This is a genomic window from Citrobacter sp. wls716 (assembly GCF_005280975.1).
Lineage (GTDB): Bacteria > Pseudomonadota > Gammaproteobacteria > Enterobacterales > Enterobacteriaceae > Citrobacter > Citrobacter youngae.
Genome location: NZ_SZWX01000052.1, coordinates 1 through 20,128 on the forward strand (window position 1 = coordinate 1; position 20,128 = coordinate 20,128).

The 20,128-nt window shown below is 52.5% G+C and carries 20 protein-coding genes; 4 read left to right on the forward strand and 16 right to left on the reverse strand.

The window, feature by feature from the left end; translation table 11 throughout:
• Positions 1–219: hypothetical protein (locus FDX24_RS23545; protein ID WP_212732654.1), on the forward strand; the 219-nt coding region annotated here is incomplete at its 5' end.
• Here the strand turns inward: FDX24_RS23545 and hemG are convergent.
• From hemG to pepQ, 4 genes are read right to left on the reverse strand one after another with little or no spacing between them, the layout of a single operon-like run.
• Entirely contained in the window at positions 211–756 is a 546-nt protein-coding gene (gene hemG / locus FDX24_RS19560) for a menaquinone-dependent protoporphyrinogen IX dehydrogenase (RefSeq protein ID WP_137364789.1), read from the reverse strand. The genes FDX24_RS23545 and hemG overlap by 9 nt on opposite strands.
• A gap of 11 nt (positions 757–767) precedes the next feature.
• The gene (trkH, locus tag FDX24_RS19565; RefSeq protein ID WP_003017848.1) at positions 768–2,219 is read right to left on the reverse strand and encodes a Trk system potassium transporter TrkH; all 1,452 of its coding nucleotides are present in this window, start codon (positions 2,217–2,219) and stop codon (positions 768–770) included.
• A gap of 38 nt (positions 2,220–2,257) precedes the next feature.
• Positions 2,258–2,872: an IMPACT family protein gene (locus FDX24_RS19570; RefSeq protein WP_048214101.1), complete on the reverse strand. Its 615-nt coding sequence runs from the start codon at positions 2,870–2,872 to the stop codon at positions 2,258–2,260.
• Positions 2,872–4,203: a Xaa-Pro dipeptidase gene (gene pepQ, locus FDX24_RS19575; protein ID WP_115601225.1), complete on the reverse strand. Its 1,332-nt coding sequence runs from the start codon at positions 4,201–4,203 to the stop codon at positions 2,872–2,874. The genes FDX24_RS19570 and pepQ overlap by 1 nt, the downstream gene beginning before the upstream one ends.
• 189 nt (positions 4,204–4,392) lie before the next feature.
• Between pepQ and fadB the strand changes: the two genes are divergently transcribed.
• Together fadB and fadA are read left to right on the forward strand one after the other, a co-directional pair.
• Positions 4,393–6,582 carry a fatty acid oxidation complex subunit alpha FadB gene (gene fadB / locus FDX24_RS19580; RefSeq protein WP_137364790.1) on the forward strand — a complete coding sequence of 730 codons (2,190 nt, stop codon included), beginning with the start codon at positions 4,393–4,395 and terminating at the stop codon, positions 6,580–6,582.
• A 9-nt stretch (positions 6,583–6,591) separates the two neighbouring features.
• Entirely contained in the window at positions 6,592–7,755 is a 1,164-nt protein-coding gene (gene fadA, locus FDX24_RS19585) for an acetyl-CoA C-acyltransferase FadA (protein WP_061066935.1), read from the forward strand.
• A 178-nt stretch (positions 7,756–7,933) separates the two neighbouring features.
• Here fadA and FDX24_RS19590 read toward each other — a convergent pair whose 3' ends face one another.
• The 4 genes from FDX24_RS19590 to ubiD all read right to left on the reverse strand — a co-directional run bounded on the left by FDX24_RS19590 (position 7,934) and on the right by ubiD (position 12,301).
• Positions 7,934–8,914 carry a LacI family DNA-binding transcriptional regulator gene (locus FDX24_RS19590; RefSeq protein ID WP_115644192.1) on the reverse strand — a complete coding sequence of 327 codons (981 nt, stop codon included), beginning with the start codon at positions 8,912–8,914 and terminating at the stop codon, positions 7,934–7,936.
• A 7-nt stretch (positions 8,915–8,921) separates the two neighbouring features.
• A complete protein-coding gene (locus tag FDX24_RS19595) occupies positions 8,922–9,836 on the reverse strand; it encodes an ROK family protein (RefSeq protein WP_137364791.1) in 915 nt (304 codons plus the stop codon).
• Positions 9,837–10,065: 229 nt separating this feature from the next.
• Positions 10,066–10,767 (reverse strand): NAD(P)H-flavin reductase, encoded by a 702-nt coding sequence (gene fre / locus FDX24_RS19600; RefSeq protein WP_048214095.1) that lies wholly within the window; start codon positions 10,765–10,767, stop codon positions 10,066–10,068.
• Positions 10,768–10,807: 40 nt separating this feature from the next.
• Complete coding sequence (gene ubiD, locus FDX24_RS19605; RefSeq protein WP_040230095.1) at positions 10,808–12,301, reverse strand: 4-hydroxy-3-polyprenylbenzoate decarboxylase; 1,494 nt, start codon at positions 12,299–12,301, stop codon at positions 10,808–10,810.
• Positions 12,302–12,467: 166 nt separating this feature from the next.
• Here ubiD and rfaH point away from each other — a divergent pair, with 166 nt between their 5' ends.
• Positions 12,468–12,956 carry a transcription/translation regulatory transformer protein RfaH gene (gene rfaH, locus FDX24_RS19610; RefSeq protein WP_005133248.1) on the forward strand — a complete coding sequence of 163 codons (489 nt, stop codon included), beginning with the start codon at positions 12,468–12,470 and terminating at the stop codon, positions 12,954–12,956.
• Positions 12,957–12,966: 10 nt separating this feature from the next.
• Here the strand turns inward: rfaH and tatD are convergent, their stop codons facing one another.
• The 8 genes from tatD to rmuC all read right to left on the reverse strand — a co-directional run bounded on the left by tatD (position 12,967) and on the right by rmuC (position 19,988).
• Complete coding sequence (gene tatD, locus FDX24_RS19615) at positions 12,967–13,749, reverse strand: 3'-5' ssDNA/RNA exonuclease TatD (RefSeq protein WP_048214093.1); 783 nt, start codon at positions 13,747–13,749, stop codon at positions 12,967–12,969.
• Positions 13,750–13,790: 41 nt separating this feature from the next.
• Positions 13,791–14,582 carry a Sec-independent protein translocase subunit TatC gene (gene tatC / locus FDX24_RS19620; protein ID WP_048214092.1) on the reverse strand — a complete coding sequence of 264 codons (792 nt, stop codon included), beginning with the start codon at positions 14,580–14,582 and terminating at the stop codon, positions 13,791–13,793.
• 2 nt (positions 14,583–14,584) lie between these two features.
• Positions 14,585–15,133: a Sec-independent protein translocase protein TatB gene (tatB, locus tag FDX24_RS19625; protein WP_137364792.1), complete on the reverse strand. Its 549-nt coding sequence runs from the start codon at positions 15,131–15,133 to the stop codon at positions 14,585–14,587.
• Positions 15,134–15,136: 3 nt separating this feature from the next.
• A complete protein-coding gene (tatA, locus tag FDX24_RS19630; RefSeq protein ID WP_003017888.1) occupies positions 15,137–15,391 on the reverse strand; it encodes a Sec-independent protein translocase subunit TatA in 255 nt (84 codons plus the stop codon).
• A gap of 78 nt (positions 15,392–15,469) precedes the next feature.
• The gene (gene ubiB / locus FDX24_RS19635) at positions 15,470–17,110 is read right to left on the reverse strand and encodes a ubiquinone biosynthesis regulatory protein kinase UbiB (RefSeq protein WP_116361205.1); all 1,641 of its coding nucleotides are present in this window, start codon (positions 17,108–17,110) and stop codon (positions 15,470–15,472) included.
• Positions 17,107–17,712 carry a ubiquinone biosynthesis protein UbiJ gene (gene ubiJ, locus FDX24_RS19640; RefSeq protein WP_061066929.1) on the reverse strand — a complete coding sequence of 202 codons (606 nt, stop codon included), beginning with the start codon at positions 17,710–17,712 and terminating at the stop codon, positions 17,107–17,109. The genes ubiB and ubiJ overlap by 4 nt, the downstream gene beginning before the upstream one ends.
• Before the next feature lie 13 nt (positions 17,713–17,725).
• A complete protein-coding gene (ubiE, locus tag FDX24_RS19645; RefSeq protein ID WP_003017897.1) occupies positions 17,726–18,481 on the reverse strand; it encodes a bifunctional demethylmenaquinone methyltransferase/2-methoxy-6-polyprenyl-1,4-benzoquinol methylase UbiE in 756 nt (251 codons plus the stop codon).
• A gap of 94 nt (positions 18,482–18,575) precedes the next feature.
• A complete protein-coding gene (gene rmuC, locus FDX24_RS19650) occupies positions 18,576–19,988 on the reverse strand; it encodes a DNA recombination protein RmuC (RefSeq protein ID WP_371414775.1) in 1,413 nt (470 codons plus the stop codon).
• Positions 19,989–20,128 lie beyond the last annotated feature (140 nt).

A 20,128-nucleotide genomic window follows, 5' to 3' on the forward strand; every position in this document is an offset into this window, starting at 1 on the left:
GGCGCGGGGTGTGCATATTACGCCATCCCGCCACGAAGTCAAGCATTTAATTTCGCCTTCTTCGCCGGAGTTCTCAGTGGAACCCCGCTGACCCGGCGGCTTGTGTGCCGTTGTTCCGTGTCAGTGGAGGCGCATTATAGGGAGTTATTTCAGGCTGACAAGGGGAAATTTAAAATAATTTTCCAAGTGCGTGTTTTTTATTCTTTGCGTTTATTTTAACAACGTTTTGTTGGTTAATTGGGCAATTTCCCGGGCAAATCCCGCCACCTGTTCCCAGTCGGTATAGATCACTTCTTTCTTCGTATCCGTTTCACCACCTGACATCTTCATAATCAGTTGGATCATGACGCGGTCATACCAGCGATAGCGGGGATACAACAAAGCACCCGCAATGACTGCACTGTGGTCTGGTCGCCACGGTGAACTCATCAGAAACTTACGCGCATAGCTATTAGTTTGCGGTGTGCGTTTCTCCGGTTTACGGGCAACCAGGTTTACAGAGTAAAACGCACTCGGCATCGTATTCAGCTGCGTGGCATGCTTTTTCACAAATTCCTGAAATGCAGAATGGTAATGGCCATAGCGAATTGATGCGCCAATCACCACACTGTCATAATTTTTCCACTCAGGCTCTTCGGTACGATGCAAATTCATGACATCTGCCCAGATACCCAGTTCTTTAAGTTCAGAAGCCAGATACTCAGCGATTTCGCGCGTTTGTCCGTCCCGGGAAGAAAAAAGAATCAGTGTTTTCACGTGTTACTCCATTATTCACGCCAGAAAGTAGGGGTAAAGAGCACCAGCAGAGTAAAGACCTCCAGACGACCAAACAGCATGTTGGCAATCAGGATCCATTTCGCCACCGGGTTCATGCTGGCAAAATTGTCGGCAACAACCCCCAGCCCAGGCCCGAGGTTATTCAGCGTCGCCACAACTGAGGCAAACGCAGAGAAGTCATCCACACCGGTCGCAATAATTGCCAGCATACTGATAATAAAGACCAGCGCATAGGCAGAAAAGAAGCCCCATACCGCTTCAAGGATTCGTTCCGGCAACGCTCGGTTTCCCAACTTAATGCTATAGACCGCATTGGGGTGAACCAGTCGCTTCAGTTCGCGGTTACCCTGTTTGAACAGTAACAAGATACGAATCACCTTCAAGCCACCGCCCGTTGACCCGGCACAGCCACCAATAAACGCAGAACACAGTAGCAGCACCGGCAGGAACAACGGCCAGCGAGCAATACTGTCCGTAGTAAATCCGGCGGTCGTCGCCATCGATACCACCTGGAAAAATGCCTGGTTGATCGTCGTGAGCGCCGACCCATAGGTATTATGTATCCACAACACCAGCGTACAGACGGCCACCAGCGTTAGCTGCACCCCGATAAACATGCGGAATTCCGGATCGCGCCAGTAGACCTTCAGACTACGCCCGCTTAATAAAGAGAAGTGCAGGCCGTAGTTACAACCGGAGATCAGCAGGAAGATAGCAATAATCGTGTTAATCGTGGGGCTGTCGAAATACCCCACACTGGCATCGTGTGTGGAAAAGCCGCCGATAGCAATGGTGGCGAAGCTGTGCCCAATGGCGTCAAAGGCAGGCATGCCGGCAAACCACAGCGCCAGCGCACACGCAACCGTCAATAGCACATAGATGAGCCACAAGGTTTTCGCCGTTTCGGCAATACGTGGGCGCATTTTGTTATCTTTCAGCGGCCCCGGCATTTCTGCACGATAGAGCTGCATGCCACCCACGCCAAGAATAGGCAGGATAGCCACCGCCAGCACGATGATCCCCATCCCGCCGAACCATTGCAGCATCTGGCGATAAAAGAGAATGGCATGCGGCAGTGAATCCAGCCCCACCAGCGTCGTCGCACCTGTGGTGGTTAATCCGGAAAAGGATTCAAAAAAAGCGTCGGTTATTGTGAGGTTAGGACTTTCCGCAAAAATGAACGGCAACGCACCCACGCTCCCCAGCACGGTCCAGAATAAGACGACAATCAGAAACCCTTCACGGGATTTCAGTTCGCCCTTCTCTTTACGGTTTGGCCACCACAGCATGGAGCCGATAGCCAGAGCAACGAAGAAAGTTTGGGTAAATGCACGACCCGCACCATCACGGTAGATAAGTGCTACCAGTCCGGGGATGATCATCGTTCCCGAAAATAAGATGACCAGTAGTCCAACGATTCGGGTGATGGCGCGAAAATGCATCTCTGCCGCTTCCTTAGTTCTTTAAAATGAGGTGGGGATTATTCTGCAATCGATAACAATTGCAATGAACCACGACTAAAATCCGCCAGCTTTGCTGAAAATTCATCCACTTTCGCATAAGGAAGTGCTACCCGAAGCAGAACGAATGCCTGGTAATCACTGAAAACGATTTTACCGTCAAACTGCCCCAACAGTGTTTCAATGCCTGCCAGTTGGCCGTACTCACACTGCAAAGTATATTCGGTTAATGGCGTCTTGCGCTGTGTCGTTAACTGGCGCAGCGCCTGATTCACACCACCACCGTAGGCTTTTACCAACCCCCCCGTACCGAGAAGGATACCGCCGTAGTAGCGCACCACCACCGCAGTAATCTCACCAACGCCGCTCCCCATCAGTTGAGCGAGCATCGGTTTGCCTGCGGTACCCGCCGGTTCGCCATCGTCTGAAAATCCCAGCTGTTGCGAGTCATTGGGCGCACCCGCCACCCACGCCACACAATGATGACGTGCATCCGGGTGTTCCGCTCTGACTGACTCAACAAACGCTTTCGCCGCTTCTACACCGTCCGTATGGGCGAGCAACGTAATGAAGCGGCTTTTTTTGATCTCTTCAACGACGCTAACCGGCGCCGCAGGGATTAACCAACTGTCCATTACGCCAGTTTCAAATCCCGCGTCATGTTTTCAATATTGCTCTCGTGGACCACCACGTTGTCTTCAATACGAATCCCGCCGAACGGCTTCAGGGCTTCGATTTTTTGCCAATTGAAGTGTTTGCTGAATTGCCCTTCACGCCACGGTGCCAACAGCGATTCAATAAAGTAGATGCCCGGTTCGATGGTCAGAACCATGCCCGGTTGCAAAACGCGGGTGCAACGCAGATAAGGATACTTCGACGGCGCGGCAAGGTGTGTGCCCGTATCATCCTGCATAAAGCCAGCAACATCATGCACCTGCAGACCCAGCGGGTGACCAATGCCGTGCGGCATAAACGGCCCGGTAAGATCGTTTTCTACCATCGCCTCTTCACTCATATCGGTGATGATTTGATGCTTACGCAGCAGTTTCGCGATGCGCTGATGGAACTGAATGTGGTAATCCACATAGCTGGTGCCTGCTTTCATCGTGGCAATCAGCGCCAGTTGCTCGTCATTCACATCTTTCACCAGATGCGCATAGTCGCTGTCGCTTTTCGCCGACCAGGTACGCGTCAGGTCTGCCGCATAGCCGTTATATTCCGCACCCGCGTCCAGCAGGAAGCTGCGGATTTCAGACGGAGCCTGATGATCCAGCTTGGTGTAATGCAGAACCGAAGCATGCTCGTTAAGTGCAACGATATTGCTGTACGGCACGTCGGTGTCACGATGACCGGTAGCCGTCAGGTAAGCGAGGTTGATGTCAAACTCGCTCATTCCGGAACGGAACGCTTCTTCCGCGGCACGGTGTCCATTCACCGCCATTTTCTGCGCTTCGCGCATACAGGCCAGTTCGTAATCTGTTTTATAGGCGCGGTAATAGTGCAGGTAGTCGATCACCCCTTTCGGGTTGATGTTGCTGGCCGCGATATCCAGCTGCAGTGCGCGTTCCGGAACCGGACCAATGTAACCGATATTGCCGCGAGCCGCAGGCAGTTGACTACCAATACCATCCGCTTTTGGCAGCGCGATGATCTCAATTTCTTCCGTCCAGAAGGAGGTCGGCAGCGGCTCAACGTTGTGCCAGTAATCGACCGGCAGGTAGAACCACAGTTTCGGCTTGTTCACGCCATCCACCAGCAACCAGCAGTTAGGAACCTGCGTTACAGGCACCCAGGCTTTGAACTGCGGATTAACCTTAAACGGATATGGATGATCGTCGAGAAAGACGTTAATCAGCTCACCTGAGTGAATAAGTAACGCATCCAGCTTGAAGCGCTCCAGCGCATCGCGCGTCCGTTCTTGTAAGGTAACGATATGATTTTTATAGAGTGCGGCCAGTGATTCCATTTTCTATCCTTCTGTTTTTTTGACCTCAAGTCTCCGCATCTTAGCACATCGCTTTGTGAGTGCGTGATTTCTGCCGAGCGTGATCAAATCGTCATTTCTTTAATCATTCATTTGCATTTTATTAACACAAAATACACACTTCGATTCATCTGGTATGACCAGATCACCTTGCGGATTCAGGAGACTGACATGCTTTACAAAGGCGACACCCTGTACCTCGACTGGCTGGAAGATGGCATCGCCGAACTGGTGTTCGATGCCCCTGGTTCGGTCAATAAACTCGACACGGCCACCGTTGCCAGCCTGGGCCATGCGCTTGATGTGCTGGAAAAACAACCGAATTTAAAAGGGCTGCTGCTGCGTTCTAACAAAGCAGCCTTTATTGTTGGTGCCGATATCACCGAATTCCTTTCACTGTTCCTCGTGCCTGAAGAACAGTTAAGCCAGTGGCTGCATTTTGCCAACAGCGTCTTTAACCGCCTCGAAGATCTGCCTGTTCCGACCCTCTCTGCGGTAAACGGTTACGCGCTGGGCGGTGGCTGCGAGTGTGTCCTGGCAACCGATTATCGTCTGGCAACACCAGACCTGCGCATCGGTCTGCCGGAAACCAAACTGGGCATTATGCCGGGCTTTGGCGGCTCCGTGCGTATGCCACGTATGCTGGGTGCGGACAGCGCGCTGGAAATTATTGCGGCAGGTAAAGACGTTGGCGCTGAGCAGGCGCTAAAAATCGGTCTGGTCGATGGCGTGGTGAAGCAAGACAAACTGCTTGATGGCGCGATTGCGGTATTACGTCAGGCGATTAACGGCGACCTTGACTGGAAAGCCAAACGTCAGCCGAAGCTGGAGCCGTTGAAACTCAGCAAAATTGAAGCGGCTATGAGCTTTACCATCGCCAAAGGCATGGTGGCGCAGACGGCAGGTAAGCATTATCCCGCACCGATTACCGCGGTAAAAACCATTGAAGCAGCGGCTCGTTTTGGCCGTGAAGAAGCGCTGAATCTGGAAAATAAGAGCTTTGTGCCACTGGCGCACACCAGTGAAGCCCGCGCGTTGGTTGGTATCTTCCTGAACGATCAGTTCGTGAAAGCCAAAGCCAAAAAACTCACCAAAAATATTGATGCGCCAAAGCAAGCGGCAGTGCTGGGTGCAGGTATTATGGGCGGCGGCATCGCGTATCAGTCAGCCTGGAAAGGCGTGCCGGTTGTGATGAAAGATATCAACGACAAATCATTAACGCTCGGCATGACCGAAGCGGCCAAGCTACTGAACAAACAGCTTGAGCGCGGCAAAATTGACGGTCTGAAAATGGCGGGCGTGATTTCCACTATTCATCCAACCCTCGACTATAGCGGTTTTGAGCGTGTGGATGTGGTGGTTGAAGCGGTCGTAGAAAACCCGAAAGTGAAAAAAGCGGTGCTGGCGGAGACTGAAGACAAAGTTCGCCCGGATACGGTACTGGCGTCGAATACCTCTACCATCCCAATCAATGAGCTGGCCAGCGCGCTCAAGCGCCCGGAAAACTTCTGTGGGATGCACTTCTTTAACCCGGTGCACCGTATGCCGCTGGTTGAGATCATTCGCGGCGAGAAAAGCTCGGATGAAACCATCGCCAAAGTTGTCGCGTGGGCAAGCCAGATGGGCAAAACGCCAATTGTGGTCAACGATTGCCCCGGTTTCTTCGTGAACCGCGTGCTGTTCCCGTATTTTGCCGGTTTCAGCCAGCTGCTGCGCGATGGGGCGGATTTCCGCAAAGTCGACAAAGTCATGGAAAAACAGTTTGGCTGGCCAATGGGCCCGGCTTATCTGCTGGACGTGGTGGGTATTGATACCGCACATCACGCACAGGCGGTAATGTCCGCGGGCTTCCCACAGCGTATGCAGAAAGATTATCGCGATGCGATTGATGCGCTGTTTGATGCCAGCCGTTTCGGGCAGAAAAACGGCCTCGGATTTTGGCGTTATAAAGAAGACAACAAGGGCAAGCCGAAAAAAGAAGAGGATGCCACCGTTGATGATCTGCTGGCAGAAGTCAGCCAGCCGAAACGCGAATTCAGTGATGAAGAGATTATCGCTCGCATGATGATCCCAATGGTCAACGAAGTGGTACGGTGCCTGGAAGAAGGCATTATCGCCAGCCCGGCAGAAGCCGATATGGCACTGGTGTATGGCCTGGGCTTCCCTCCGTTCCACGGCGGCGCGTTCCGCTGGCTGGATACGCTCGGCAGCGCGAAGTATCTCGATATGGCTCAACAGTATCAGCACCTTGGCCCGCTGTATGAAGTTCCGGCCGGTCTGCGTGACAAAGCGCGCCATAACGAACCGTATTATCCCCAGGTTGAGCCTGCCCGCCCGGTTGGCAGCCTGAAAACGGCTTAAGGAGTCACAATGGAACAGGTTGTAATTGTTGATGCGATCCGTACCCCGATGGGCCGTTCAAAAGGGGGCGCGTTTCGTAACGTACGGGCAGAAGATCTCTCCGCACACTTAATGCGTAGCCTGCTGGCGCGTAATCCGGCACTGGAGCCAACCGCGCTGGATGACATTTACTGGGGCTGTGTGCAGCAAACGCTGGAGCAGGGTTTCAACATCGCCCGTAACGCCGCGCTGCTGGCAGAAATTCCGCACTCCGTTCCGGCGGTCACCGTCAACCGCCTGTGCGGTTCCTCGATGCAGGCGCTGCACGACGCGGCACGTATGATCATGACCGGCGATGCTCAGGCGTGCCTGATTGGTGGCGTGGAGCATATGGGCCATGTACCAATGAGCCACGGCGTTGATTTCCATCCAGGCATGAGCCGCAACGTAGCAAAAGCGGCGGGGATGATGGGGCTGACGGCAGAAATGCTCTCGCGTATGCACGGCATCAGCCGTGAAATGCAGGATGCTTTCGCCGCACGTTCACATGCTCGCGCCTGGGCTGCAACACAGTCTGGCGCATTTAAAAACGAAATCATCCCGACCGGCGGTCATGATGCCGACGGCGTGCTGAAACAGTTTAACTATGATGAGGTTATTCGTCCGGAAACCACTGTCGAAGCGCTATCCACCCTGCGCCCGGCGTTCGATCCGGTGAGCGGAACGGTCACTGCCGGTACCTCCTCCGCGCTCTCCGACGGAGCAGCGGCAATGCTGGTCATGAGTGAAAGTCGCGCCCGTGAGCTGGGTCTGACGCCGCGTGCCCGTATTCGTTCGATGGCTGTTGTTGGCTGCGACCCGTCAATCATGGGTTACGGTCCGGTTCCGGCCTCAAAACTGGCGCTGAAAAAAGCGGGACTCTCCACCAGCGACATCGGCTTGTTTGAGATGAACGAAGCCTTTGCCGCCCAGATCCTGCCGTGCATTAAAGATCTGGGGCTGATGGAGCAGATCGACGAGAAGATCAACCTCAACGGCGGCGCGATCGCCCTGGGCCACCCACTGGGTTGCTCCGGGGCGCGTATCAGCACCACCCTGCTCAACCTGATGGAACGCAAAGACGTGCAGTTTGGTCTGGCAACGATGTGTATCGGGTTAGGTCAGGGCATCGCGACGGTATTTGAGCGAGTTTAATCAAAGATAAATTCCCCTAAATAATTCTCGCTGCATCGCGGCGGCAACTGAGCGAATCCCCGGGAGCATAGATAACTATGTGACCGGGGTGAGCAAAGGCAGCCAACAAAGAGGCAGAGTGAATTATGACGGGGAAAGGTTTAGTTGCCGTTCTTCCCGCCTGTCAGGGGCGGGTTTTTTATTTACCTGAACTACCACGCACCACTAATTGCACCGGCAACAGCAGATTCTCTTCCAGTTTCTCTTCCAGCAATAAACGCAGCGCTTCACGCCCCAGTTGCTTTTTATCAACCGCAATAGTGGTCAGCGGCGGATGTGACCAGGCCGCAGCATCGATATCATCAAACCCCACCAGCGCGAGATCTTCCGGGATACGTATATCCTGCTGCGCACACACCCGCTGAACAACCATCGCCGCCGCGTCGTTATAGGCAAAAATGGCATCAGGCGGCTCCGGCAGCCTGAAAAGCTCATTAACCGCTTCCACCAGGGATTGCTCGGTATCCAGCAGCGGTGGCGCAACGGCGTCGTATTCTGGCGGCATCAGCAAACGGGCCTCATACAATGCCTGACGGTAGCCCTTCTCGCGCTGACGGATGCTGTAGTGCGCAAGCGAACTGGCAAGAAAAGCGATACGGCTGCGCCCCTGTTCGATCAAGTGTTTTGTCGCCAGATAGCCGCCCTGGGTATTGTCCGGATTGACGCATGGCAAACCTGGAGCCCACAGATCCACCAGCACCAACGGCAATTTCATCTGTTGCAGCAAGCCAAGTAATTCAGGCTCAAAAAAACCGGCGCAGATCAGCGCATCCGGCTGGTGCAGCATCACCTGCTCACTCACTGCATCACCTGGGCCTATAGAGAGAAAACTCAGCGCAATACCCTGATCCCGGCAGGCATCATCGATACCCAGCAGCAGCTGCGAGTAAAACGGCAATGCCCGGCTGATATTGTGCTGGCGGTGCAGCAAAAACAGGACTCGCTTGAGCTTGTCACTGCGCAGGCGGGAAAAATCATAACCCTGCTGTTGCGCCACAGAAATAATGCGCAGCCGGGTATCTTCACGTAGCCCTGGCTGCCCTTTTAGTGCACGGGATACAGCGCCAACTGAAACGCCGCAGGCTTCGGCAATATCTCTGATTCGTACAGGTTTCGTCATTTCACTCTCATTGATTTACGCTGGCCTTTTGTGCTCCCAGCCAGGCCGCGCCGCGTACGCCGCTGCTGTCACCGTGTCGGGCCTGAACGATCGGCGTACGGCACTGTTTACCAAATACGTACTGCGCCACTCGCGCCTGCAAGCCTGAGTACAGTAAAGTGATATTGGATACCCCACCGCCCAGCACGATAACATCGGGATCGAGCGTATTCACCACCCCCGCCAACGCACGCGCCAGCTGATCGCAATAGCGTTCCCATAACAAACAGGCATCTGCATCACCCGATTCTACCCGCTGCATAATTTGTGGCACACCCGCATGTTGCGCGGTGTGATTCATATACTGACGCTCCAGGCCGCTGCCGGAAATAAAGCTCTCAATACAGTTCACCTGTCCGCAATAGCATGTCACTTCAGCCCCGTCCCGAGATTCGTGGTAGCGCGGCAATGCATTATGTCCCCACTCTCCTGCACAGGCGTTAGGTCCAGAGATCAAACGGTTATCGATGCATAGTCCACCACCGCATCCGGTACCGAGGATAACGCCAAATACGACACGATAGCCCCGTCCGCTACCGTCCATCGCTTCCGACAGTGTGAAGCAGTTGGCGTCATTAGTTACGGGCACTGGCATTCCTAATGCACGCTCAAGATCTTGCGAAAAAGCCTGCTGATTCAGCACCAGGATATTGGAATTCTTAATCAAACCTTCGCTATCCACCGCGCCGGGCACCCCGATACCCACCGATAAAGGCTGATTAACGGCCTGTCTCGCCTTAGCAATCATCTCGGTCACAGCCTGGAAAAAATCACCGTAACTCTGCTTTGGTGTCGCACTTCGCTCGCAGAAAACAATTTCACCTGCGTTATCAATCACCACCGCTTCAATTTTAGTCCCGCCGATATCCAGTCCGAGCCTCATGGTTTTCCCTCGCTGACGTCCCGCAATGTGATGCGATACAGCTTGCCCATTTTGTTTACTAAACAAAATGAGACCCGTCACAAAAACTCAGTTTTATGATTAATAGATAGAAAAAACATGTTTACTAAAAAATGTGCTGAAAAAGAGAAACAACAAGACCGGGTTTGCACCCAGTTAGAAGAAGTAAGGTTGGTAATGGATGCGCCGGAAGGGATCCGGCGCACAGCGCTTAAATGAACGCGAAAGCGTCGCCAAACAGGCGATCTTCACGCGCACTACGTTCATTGCAGAACAGGTCGCGCGCGATTTTAGCCATCTCGAAACGCCCGGCGATATAAATATCATGTTCCGCCAGAGTGCCGTAATCCTGTAATACTGCCGTTAATACGGTTCCCGTACGACCACGCCAGCCGTCTTCAGGCTGCTCTACCACCGGCTCAACGCGCAGGTTCGGGTGATTCACCGACAATGCTTCCAGCTCTGAGAGATCGTAGAGATGCTTCTCTTCGCGCCCGCCCCAGTAAATAGTGATATCGCGGTTTGGATTGCGCGCCAGCGCGGTAAGCAGAATAGAACGCACGTAAGAGAACCCTGTACCTCCGGCAATCAGGATCAGCGGACGATTCTCATCATCCCTCAGCCAGGCTTCACCGTGTGGGATATCGACCTTAATTTCCCGATCTTTCAGAATTCGGTCCATAACAGCCATGGCATAAAGATTTAGCTCAGAAGCACCCACGTGCAGCTCAATGAACCCATGCTCATCCGGCGTAGATGCCATGGAGAACGGGCGTTTATCACGTTCGTCCATCACGACCATTAAATACTGACCTGCACGAAAGGAAAACGCCGCGTCCGGCACTAAACGTACGCGATATACGGTGTCAGTGATAGCTTCTACCGAGGTCACTTTACAGCTTAAGGTTGTCATGCGCTCTCTCTGTCGGATCAATAGGCAAAACGATCGCGCCTCAGGCGCTTTTGCCGTCATTAAAGATGGCTAATTCATCCCAAATTGCGTCAATACGCGCAGTCACTTCAGGATCTTTTTTAATCGGGCGTCCCCACTCTCGTTGGGTTTCACCCGGCCATTTATTTGTGGCATCCAGCCCCATTTTTGAACCAAGGCCGGAAACCGGCGAGGCAAAATCCAGGTAATCAATCGGCGTATTCTCTACCAGTACCGTATCCCGGGCCGGGTCCATACGGGTAGTAATTGCCCAAATCACATCGTTCCAGTCACGTGCGTTGACATCATCATCGCAGACAATAACAAATTTGGTGTACATAAACTGACGCAAAAATGACCAAACGCCCATCATGACGCGTTTGGCATGACCCGCGTACTGTTTTTTCATCGTCACCACGGCCAGTCGATAAGAACAACCTTCCGGCGGCAGATAAAAGTCGACGATTTCCGGGAACTGCTTTTGCAGAATAGGAACAAAGACCTCATTCAGCGCCACACCGAGAACCGCTGGCTCATCTGGTGGACGTCCGGTATAGGTGGAGTGATAAATCGCATCTTCACGCTGGGTAATGTGGGTGACGGTGAAAACCGGGAAGCTATCCACTTCATTGTAATAACCCGTATGATCGCCATACGGTCCTTCCGGTGCCAGTTCACCCGGCTCGATATAACCTTCCAGCACGATTTCAGCGCTGGCGGGTACTTCGAGATCGTTGGAGATGCATTTGACGACTTCGGTCTTGGTGCCACGCAGCAGCCCGGCGAAGGCGTACTCTGATAATGTATCAGGTACAGGGGTCACCGCGCCCAGAATGGTCGCCGGGTCTGCCCCTAACGCAACGGAGACTGGGAAACGCTCACCAGGGTGTGCAGCGCACCACTCCTGATAATCCAGCGCGCCGCCACGATGTGAAAGCCAACGCATAATGAGCTTATTTTTGCCAATCAACTGTTGGCGATAAATACCCAGATTCTGTCGCTCTTTATGCGGACCACGCGTGACGGTGAGTCCCCATGTAATCAGTGGCGCTGCATCTTCCGGCCAGCAGGTCATAATCGGAATGCGGTTTAAATCAACGTCATCGCCTGAAGAAATTTTTTGCTGACAAGGCGCACCGCGTAGCCGTTTGGTCGGCATGTTCAGCACCTGCTTGAACTGTGGCAGCTTATCAAACAGATCGCGGAATCCTTTCGGCGGCTCCGGCTCTTTCAAAAACGCCAACAGCTTACCAACTTCCCGTAGTGCTGAGACATCTTCTTGCCCCATCCCCATGGCGACACGCTTCGGCGTGCCAAACAGATTGCACAGCACCGGCATTGAATAGCCTTTTGGATTCTCAAACAGCAGCGCAGGCCCACCGGCACGCAAGGTGCGATCGGCAATTTCAGTGATCTCCAGATGGGGATCCACTGGAAGCGTAATGCGTTTGAGCTCGCCCTGCTGTTCAAGCTGCGTCAGGAAGTCGCGTAAATCGTGATATTTCATGGCGTCCATTATGGCCTCTGTGTAAGCGCCTCATTATACGGCGTTCATCATTGTGATGCTGTATTTTTGTTAAATTAGCGTGAACTCTGGCAACCAACACCGATGAGGCTTGAAAGATGAAGTGTATAATGACTTTTGCTATGCTTGCGCTCAGAACAAGCGGATAAGAGTTATTATGCAAGCCTGGTATTTACTGTACTGCAAACGCGGGCAACTTCAACGTGCCCAGGAACACCTGGAAAGACAAGCAGTAAACTGTTTGACGCCAATGATCACCCTGGAAAAAATGGTGCGTGGTAAACGTACCACAGTCAGTGAGCCACTTTTCCCTAATTACATGTTTGTCGAGTTCGATCCGGAAGTGATCCACACCACGACCATCAATGCGACACGTGGCGTTAGCCATTTTGTACGTTTTGGAGCGACACCAGCCACCGTCCCCTCTCCCGTCATTCACCAGCTTTCTATCTACAAGCCCGAAGGAATTGTTGACCCGGAAACGCCGCATCCTGGAGACTGCGTCATTATCACTGAAGGGGCATTTGAAGGGTTGAAGGCGATTTTCACCGAACCCGACGGCGAAGCACGTTCCATGCTCCTGCTTAACCTGTTGAATAAAGAGGTTAAGCAGAGCGTGAAAAACACCGGCTTTCGAAAAATATAAACAGACTGACTCAGAAGGTCACTTCGAATAACGTTCTGACGTTGGCATCAATCGCCGTTGATAGCCACTGAGGATCTTCCCCGCGCCAGTGCGCAATACGCTCAAGAATATGCGGCAGGTGTGCAGGTTCATTGCGTCGGGAAGTCGGCTTCGGGGCCAGATCGCGTGGGAGTAAATAGGGCGCGTCTGTTTCTATCAGCAGCCTTTCCACCGGGATAAACGGCAGTAGCTCCCGTAGTTCCATACCCCGACGCTCATCGCAGACCCATCCGGTAATCCCGATATAAAGTCCTCTGTCCACGCAATCCTGCATCTCCCGGCGCGAACCAGTGAAACAGTGCAGCACTGCGCCGGGGAGGCTGTCCAGCCAGGGTTCCAGCAGCGTCAAAAAACGTTCGTGGGCATCCCGACAATGCATGAAAACAGGCATCTGCAATTCAGCGGCAATACGCAATTGCGCCTCAAAAGCCCGTTCCTGTTCCTGCGCAGTGGAGTAATTACGATTGAAATCCAGGCCACACTCACCAATGGCGACCACTTCGGACTGGTTCGCCAGTGCAATAATTTCCGCCTCTGTTGAGGATTGCCATTGGCTACTGTCATGCGGGTGGACGCCAGCTGTGGACCAGCAATGTGGATAATGCTGTGCCAACTTTAGCGCCTGCTGGCTTTCATGCAGGTTTGTTCCGGTCAGAAGCATGCCGTTTACACCCGCAGCAAAGGCGCGCGCCACAACCTCATCCCTGTCTTTCGCAAATTGTGAACTGGTTAGATTAACGCCAATATCAAACATGCTTCCTCCCATATGACAACCGCCCTTACGGGCGGCTGAATTTACTCTTCGGTTTTCTCGGTGGCTTCGGCTTCTTTCGCATTCTCAGCCTCGTTGTCTTCGTCTCGCGTACGTCGCTTGCCGACATAAAAACGAGAGAAGAAAACACCCACCTCGAACAGGCAGTACATCGGTATCGCCAACAGCGTTTGCGAGAAGACATCTGGTGGAGTCAGTAACATCCCCACGACAAATGCCCCGACAACTACGTAAGGACGTTTCTTACGTAAGTCCTCAGGTGTCGTAATGCCCATCCAGCACAACAATACAATGGCGACAGGAACCTCAAAAGAGACACCAAACGCCATAAACAGCGCCATGACAAAGCTGAGATAACTGGCAATGTCTGTCGAAACCTGCACGCCTTGCGGAGCTGTGTTGGCAAGGAAGCCAAACGCCAACGGGAAGACGACAAAATAGGCGAATGCCATCCCGATATAGAACAACAGCGAACTTGAGACCAGCAGCGGGACGACAAGGCGACGTTCATGCTTATACAAAGCAGGCGCAATAAATGCCCATACCTGGTACAGGATCACTGGTGCCGACAGGATCAGCGACACCATAAAGGTTAGCTTTATCGGGGTAAAGAACGGTGAAGCCACATCGGTGGCGATCATCGTTGCGCCCTGCGGCATTTGCTTAATCAGCGGTGCCGCAACCATATGGTAAATGTCGTTGGCAAAATAAACCAACGCCAGAAAGATCACCATAACCGCAATAATGCAGTTCAGGAGTCGCTTACGCAGCTCAATAAGATGCGTGATGAGCGGTTGAGTATCTTCTACAGACATGTTTACGGTTTATCACTCGACGAGGGTGAGGATTCGACAGCAGGTGCAGCAGGTTTCTTTTCCGCGTCCATCGACGTAACGGAAACAGTGTCCTTCAACTCCGGCGTGTCAGCACCCGTGGATTCCGGTTTTTGCTCCGGCGAACTGGCCTGTGCTTCAGCAGTAGCAGGGGTAACCCCCTCGTGCTGCGCTTCACTTCCTTTCACTACAGGGTTATGGATAGTGTGCGCTTCATCGCTCGCTTTCTCAGGCTCGTGCACGCTGTAAGAACGCTTCATCGACTCAGCCGCTTCACGCAGCTCATCCATCGATGCTTTCAGCTCCGGCGTCAAATTTGTCAGGCTCGCTTTCTCTACTTTCTTCAGGCTGTCCTGAAACTCCTGAAGCTTAAGCTCCTGGGTCAGTTCATTCTGCACAGTAGTTGCAAGAGAGCGCAGCGCACGGACCCAGCCCGCGACCGTTTTTACTGCCACTGGCAATCGTTGTGGCCCCAGTACGATGAGGCCGATAACGAACACCAATAACAGTTCGCTAAAACCGATATCAAACACGGATTATACCTGCTCTTTATCTTGGCTTTTGGCGTCTTCTTTCTTCACTTCACCCTGCTTATCGGTGATGGATTTAGCGGTAAAATCAGCGTCCTGGCTGGTTTTATCCTGCTTAGGTTCATCATCACCCATCGCTTTCTTGAAGCCTTTAATAGACGCGCCAAGGTCGGAACCGATGGAGCCGAGTTTCTTGGTGCCAAATAGCAGTACAACGATGACGGCAATGATCAACAACTGCCAAATACTGATACCACCCATACATGTTCCTCTGTCATAGATGATGAATTAATAAGGCCGTAGTATACGTTACACGACCTGCCTTGGGCGATGAAAAAATCAGCGCATTTTGCGCCAGCCGATCAGCCAGGCGATAACACCACCCGCGATTAACCAGCCCGGCATAAGCCCCCACTCAGGGCGGCTTACCAGCAGGAATGTCCCACTTAACAGCAACGTTGCGCCAATACCCAATAAATAACGGGATTGTCCCTGACGTACGTGATTCGCATGAAGCTCGCGCGCAATCTTATCAACACTGTGCTGTAAATATTTGCCCTGGCGCAAACTGTCATACACCAGTTCAGGTATTTCTGGCATTTTTTCGACCCAGAACGGTGCTTTTTCTTTAAATGCCCTGACAAGCGCCGGAATACCGACCTGATCTTTAATCCAGGATTCAAGGAAAGGTTTGGCCGTTTTCCACAGATCCAACTGAGGATAGAGCTGTCGGCCAACACCCTCAACGTACAACAGCGTCTTCTGTAACAGCACCAGTTGAGGCTGGACTTCCATATTAAATCGACGTGCCGTATTGAACAGATTCAACAGCACGTGACCAAAGGAGATCTCTGCTAGCGGCTTTTCGAAGATCGGCTCACACACGGTACGAATGGCGAATTCGAACTCTTCAACGTTGGTATCCGGTGGAACCCATCCAGAATCCACGTGCAGTTCAGCAACTTTGCGGTAGTCGCGATTAAAAAACGCAATAAAGTTTTCAGCCAGATAGCGCTTATCTTCTTTGTTTAAAGAGCCCACAATCCCACAATCAATACCGATGTATTTCGGGTTTTCAGGGTGCTCATAACTGACAAAAATGTTCCCAGGGTGCATATCTGCATGGAAAAAGCTGTCGCGGAATACCTGAGTAAAGAAGACCTGAACACCACGCTCGGCCAACAGTTTCATATTGGTGCCGTTCTTCTCAAGCGTGGTGACATCTGAAACCGGGATACCGTAAATGCGCTCCATCACCATCATGTTCTGACTGCAATAGTCGGAATACACTTCCGGGATGTACAGCATCGGGCTATCTTCAAAATTACGTCGTAGCTGAATGGCGTTCGCCGATTCGCGCAGCAGATTTAGCTCATCAATCAACGTTTTTTCATATTCACGGACGACTTCTGTTGGTCGCAGGCGACGCCCATCTGGCAGCAGACGAGGAACCCAACGAGCCAGGCGGTAGATCAGTTTTAAATCCGCTTTGATGACCGGCAGTATGTCCGGGCGAATAACTTTGATCACCACCTCTTTGCCATTCGACTTCAGTCGCGCGGTATGAACCTGAGCAATAGACGCAGATGCCAGTGGTGTTATCTCAAAATCATCAAACCACGCTTCAACAGGTAGCCCACCCATTGCTTCTTCAATTTGTTCTTTTGCCCGTTGTCCATCGAATGGAGCAACCCGATCCTGCAACAGGGCCAACTGATCGGCGATGTGCGGCGGAAACAGATCTCGACGGGTGGAGAGCATTTGACCAAATTTGATCCATACCGGCCCCAATTCCTGCAAAGCCAGTCTCAGCCTTTCACCCAGCGGCTTATCTTTATGTCGGTTTGGCATCCAAAACAATGTGTAACGCCACAGACGGAGCGGCAGCGTAATACGCATTTTAGGGATGAGTTCATCAAGACCGTAGCTTAAAAAAGTGCGAATGATGAAATAAAGGCGCCGTACTTCTCCTGGCGTCATTTGGCCTCCAGTTTTTCCAGCCGTCTGGCCAGAGATTCGACCGCGCGCTCAACCGCTGCCGTTTCTTCCGCAAACCATGCAACTTCAAGCAGGCCAGGGGCCATACGCCACTCTTCGGTGATCGCTTCAGCAACATAACGTTGCTGACGTTGAATGCCATGACGCAGGAACTTCGCGCCACCGCGCAGGACTTTGCTAACACCTTCCGCGACGATATCACCGGTATAAGGAGCTAATAGCTCTGCAGGGTCGAATTCCGCCAGGTCAGCCAGAGCCACAAAGTTCTGCACGACCTGAATATCGCCCTGGACCTCCAGCTCACCGCTGCGAATAAGCGTGGTGAGCTGCTGCCGATCGCGTAGTTTCGGTAACACGCTGGCATGTGTAATCACGGTGCAATCGGCTTCGCCTTCCCATGCCCCCAGCACATCGACCTGGCGCTCACTGAATACCAGGACTAACGACGTCGAAAATCCTTTCAGGTCAAAACGCAGCACCTTACTCTGCAAACGCGTTCGGGCCGATTTCAGCGCAGGAGAACGGTACAGAAAGGTGTTGAGCAGATTTTCAACGCCTGCGGTCACTAAGGGTTTTAAAGGCATCCCCAATCTCCTGTCAGAACTTGTAACCACGATGCAGCGCAACGACACCTGCTGTCAGGTTGTAGTAATCAACGCTTTCGAACCCGGCATCTTGCATCATTGCTTTTAAGGTGTCCTGATCGGGATGCATGCGGATGGATTCCGCCAGATAGCGATAACTGTCTGCATCGCTTGCTACCATGGAGCCAATGCGCGGCAGAACGTGGAAAGAGTATGCGTCGTAGGCTTTGCTCAGCGGTTCGATAATCGGCTTGGAGAATTCCAGCACCAGTAGACGTCCGCCCGGCTTCAACACGCGATACATAGAGCGTAATGCTTTGTCTTTATCCGTAACGTTGCGCAGACCGAAAGAGATGGTGATGCAGTCAAACGTGTTGTCAGGGAAAGGTAGTGCTTCCGCATTCGCCTGAACGTATTCAACATTACCCACCACACCAATATTGCGCAGCTTTTCGCGACCCATTTTGAGCATTGAGTCATTGATATCCGCCAGCACAACTTTGCCGGTTTCGCCTACCATGCGAGAGAATTTCGCCGTCAGATCGCCGGTACCGCCTGCTAAATCGAGAACAGTTTGCCCGCGACGCACGCCACTGCAGTCAATGGTGAAGCGCTTCCACAAACGATGAATGCCGAATGACATTAAGTCATTCATAACGTCATATTTAGAGGCCACAGAATGAAAAACGTGGGCCACCATGTCAGCTTTCTGCTCTTTAGCGACGGTCTGAAAGCCAAAGTGCGTCGTTTCTTGTGAATTATCCACCATCTCAGTGCCTGCTCATTCAAAAAATGTTCGAGAAGTGTAACAGATTGGGCCAATTTGCCCTACCCTTCTGCCGGGTTCAACTACCCCAAATGGACTAGTTTGATTGCTGATTTACCGCTTCACCATCGGGGTAAGACGCATCTTGTTGCGTCTCAGGGACCGAGCGCAAACGGTACTCTTCATCCTGGGTAGTGGCTTGTTCAGCCAGCTCAGGATTAATCTCGCGCTTAATTTCCACCCCTAAACTGCGAAACGCTTCTGCCTGCGACAGGACGTTTCCACGACCGGAAGAGAGTTTTTTCATCGCCTGTCGGTAATTATCCTGGGCTTTATCCAGGCTTTGGCCGATTGCCGACATATCATCCACAAACAATCGCATCTTGTCATAAAGTTTACTGGCCCGATCGGCAATTTGTTGCGCATTACGACTCTGATGCTCGTAGCGCCACAGATTGGCAATCGTACGCAATGCCACCAACAGCGTAGTGGGACTGACCAGCATAATGTTATTTCTAAGCGCTTCGGTAATCAGTTCGGGCTGCCTGTCGAGCGCCAGTAAAAAAGCAGGCTCAACGGGGATAAACATCAGCACATAGTCAAGCGTACGCAGCCCCGGAAGCTGTTGATAATCTTTGCGCCCCAGCAGACGAATATGGTTTCGCACGGAGGCGATATGCTCCTGCAACGCACTCTCACGGGTGAATTCATCTTCAGCGTTAAAATAGCGTTCATAGGCAACCAGCGTCATTTTCGCGTCGATCACCACATCTTTGCCCTGTGGTAATCGGACAATAACGTCCGGTTGCATCCGCGAGCGCACATCATTCTCGATGCTAACCTGGGTTTCGTATTCATAGCCTTCGCGCAGACCGGAAGCCTCAAGCACCCGCGTGAGTACGACCTCTCCCCAGTTTCCCTGCGTTTTGTTATCGCCTTTTAATGCCCGCGTCAGGTTTACCGCTTCCTGTGCCATCTGCGCGTTCAGTTGCTGGAGATTACGAATTTCGTGCGCCAGAGTATGACGTTCCTGTGCCTCTTTACCGAAGCTGTCCTGAACCTGGCGGCGAAAACCGTCCAGTTGTTCGCGAAGCGGTGCCAGCAGGCTGTTCAGGCTTTGGCGATTTTGCTCATCTACGCGGCGATTGCTGTGCTCGAAAATACGGTTCGCCAGATTCTCAAACTGTTCGCTCAGGCGCTGTTCGCTGTTGATCATCTGACGAATTTTATCTTCCGCATGCTGCTGCGTCGCTTCCAGCCGGGTAGTGACTTCACGGAGATCGGCCTCCAGTGAGGTATTGATACTGTGCAGGCTGCGGAGTTCGTTATTCAGCAGTTCGCACTCATCACGCCAGTGGGCTTCCTGTGAGAGTTGTTGCCGGGCGGCGCTTAGCGCGATATCCAGTTCTCGTCGTTCTTCGATGAGATCGGCACGGATCCTGTCGGCGTGCGCTTTTGTCGCCAGCCAACCCACCAGCAGCCCTGCAGCTAATGCCAGCACGGCACTCATCAAAATTGGAATATCCACAACACCCCCTTACAGCAACGACTTACCCGCACAAAATAGAATTGTGCTGTATAAACGTCCAGTTTAAAAGGTATTTCCTGCGAGGTACTACGCAAAATAAAAAGGCCGAACGAGTCGGCCTT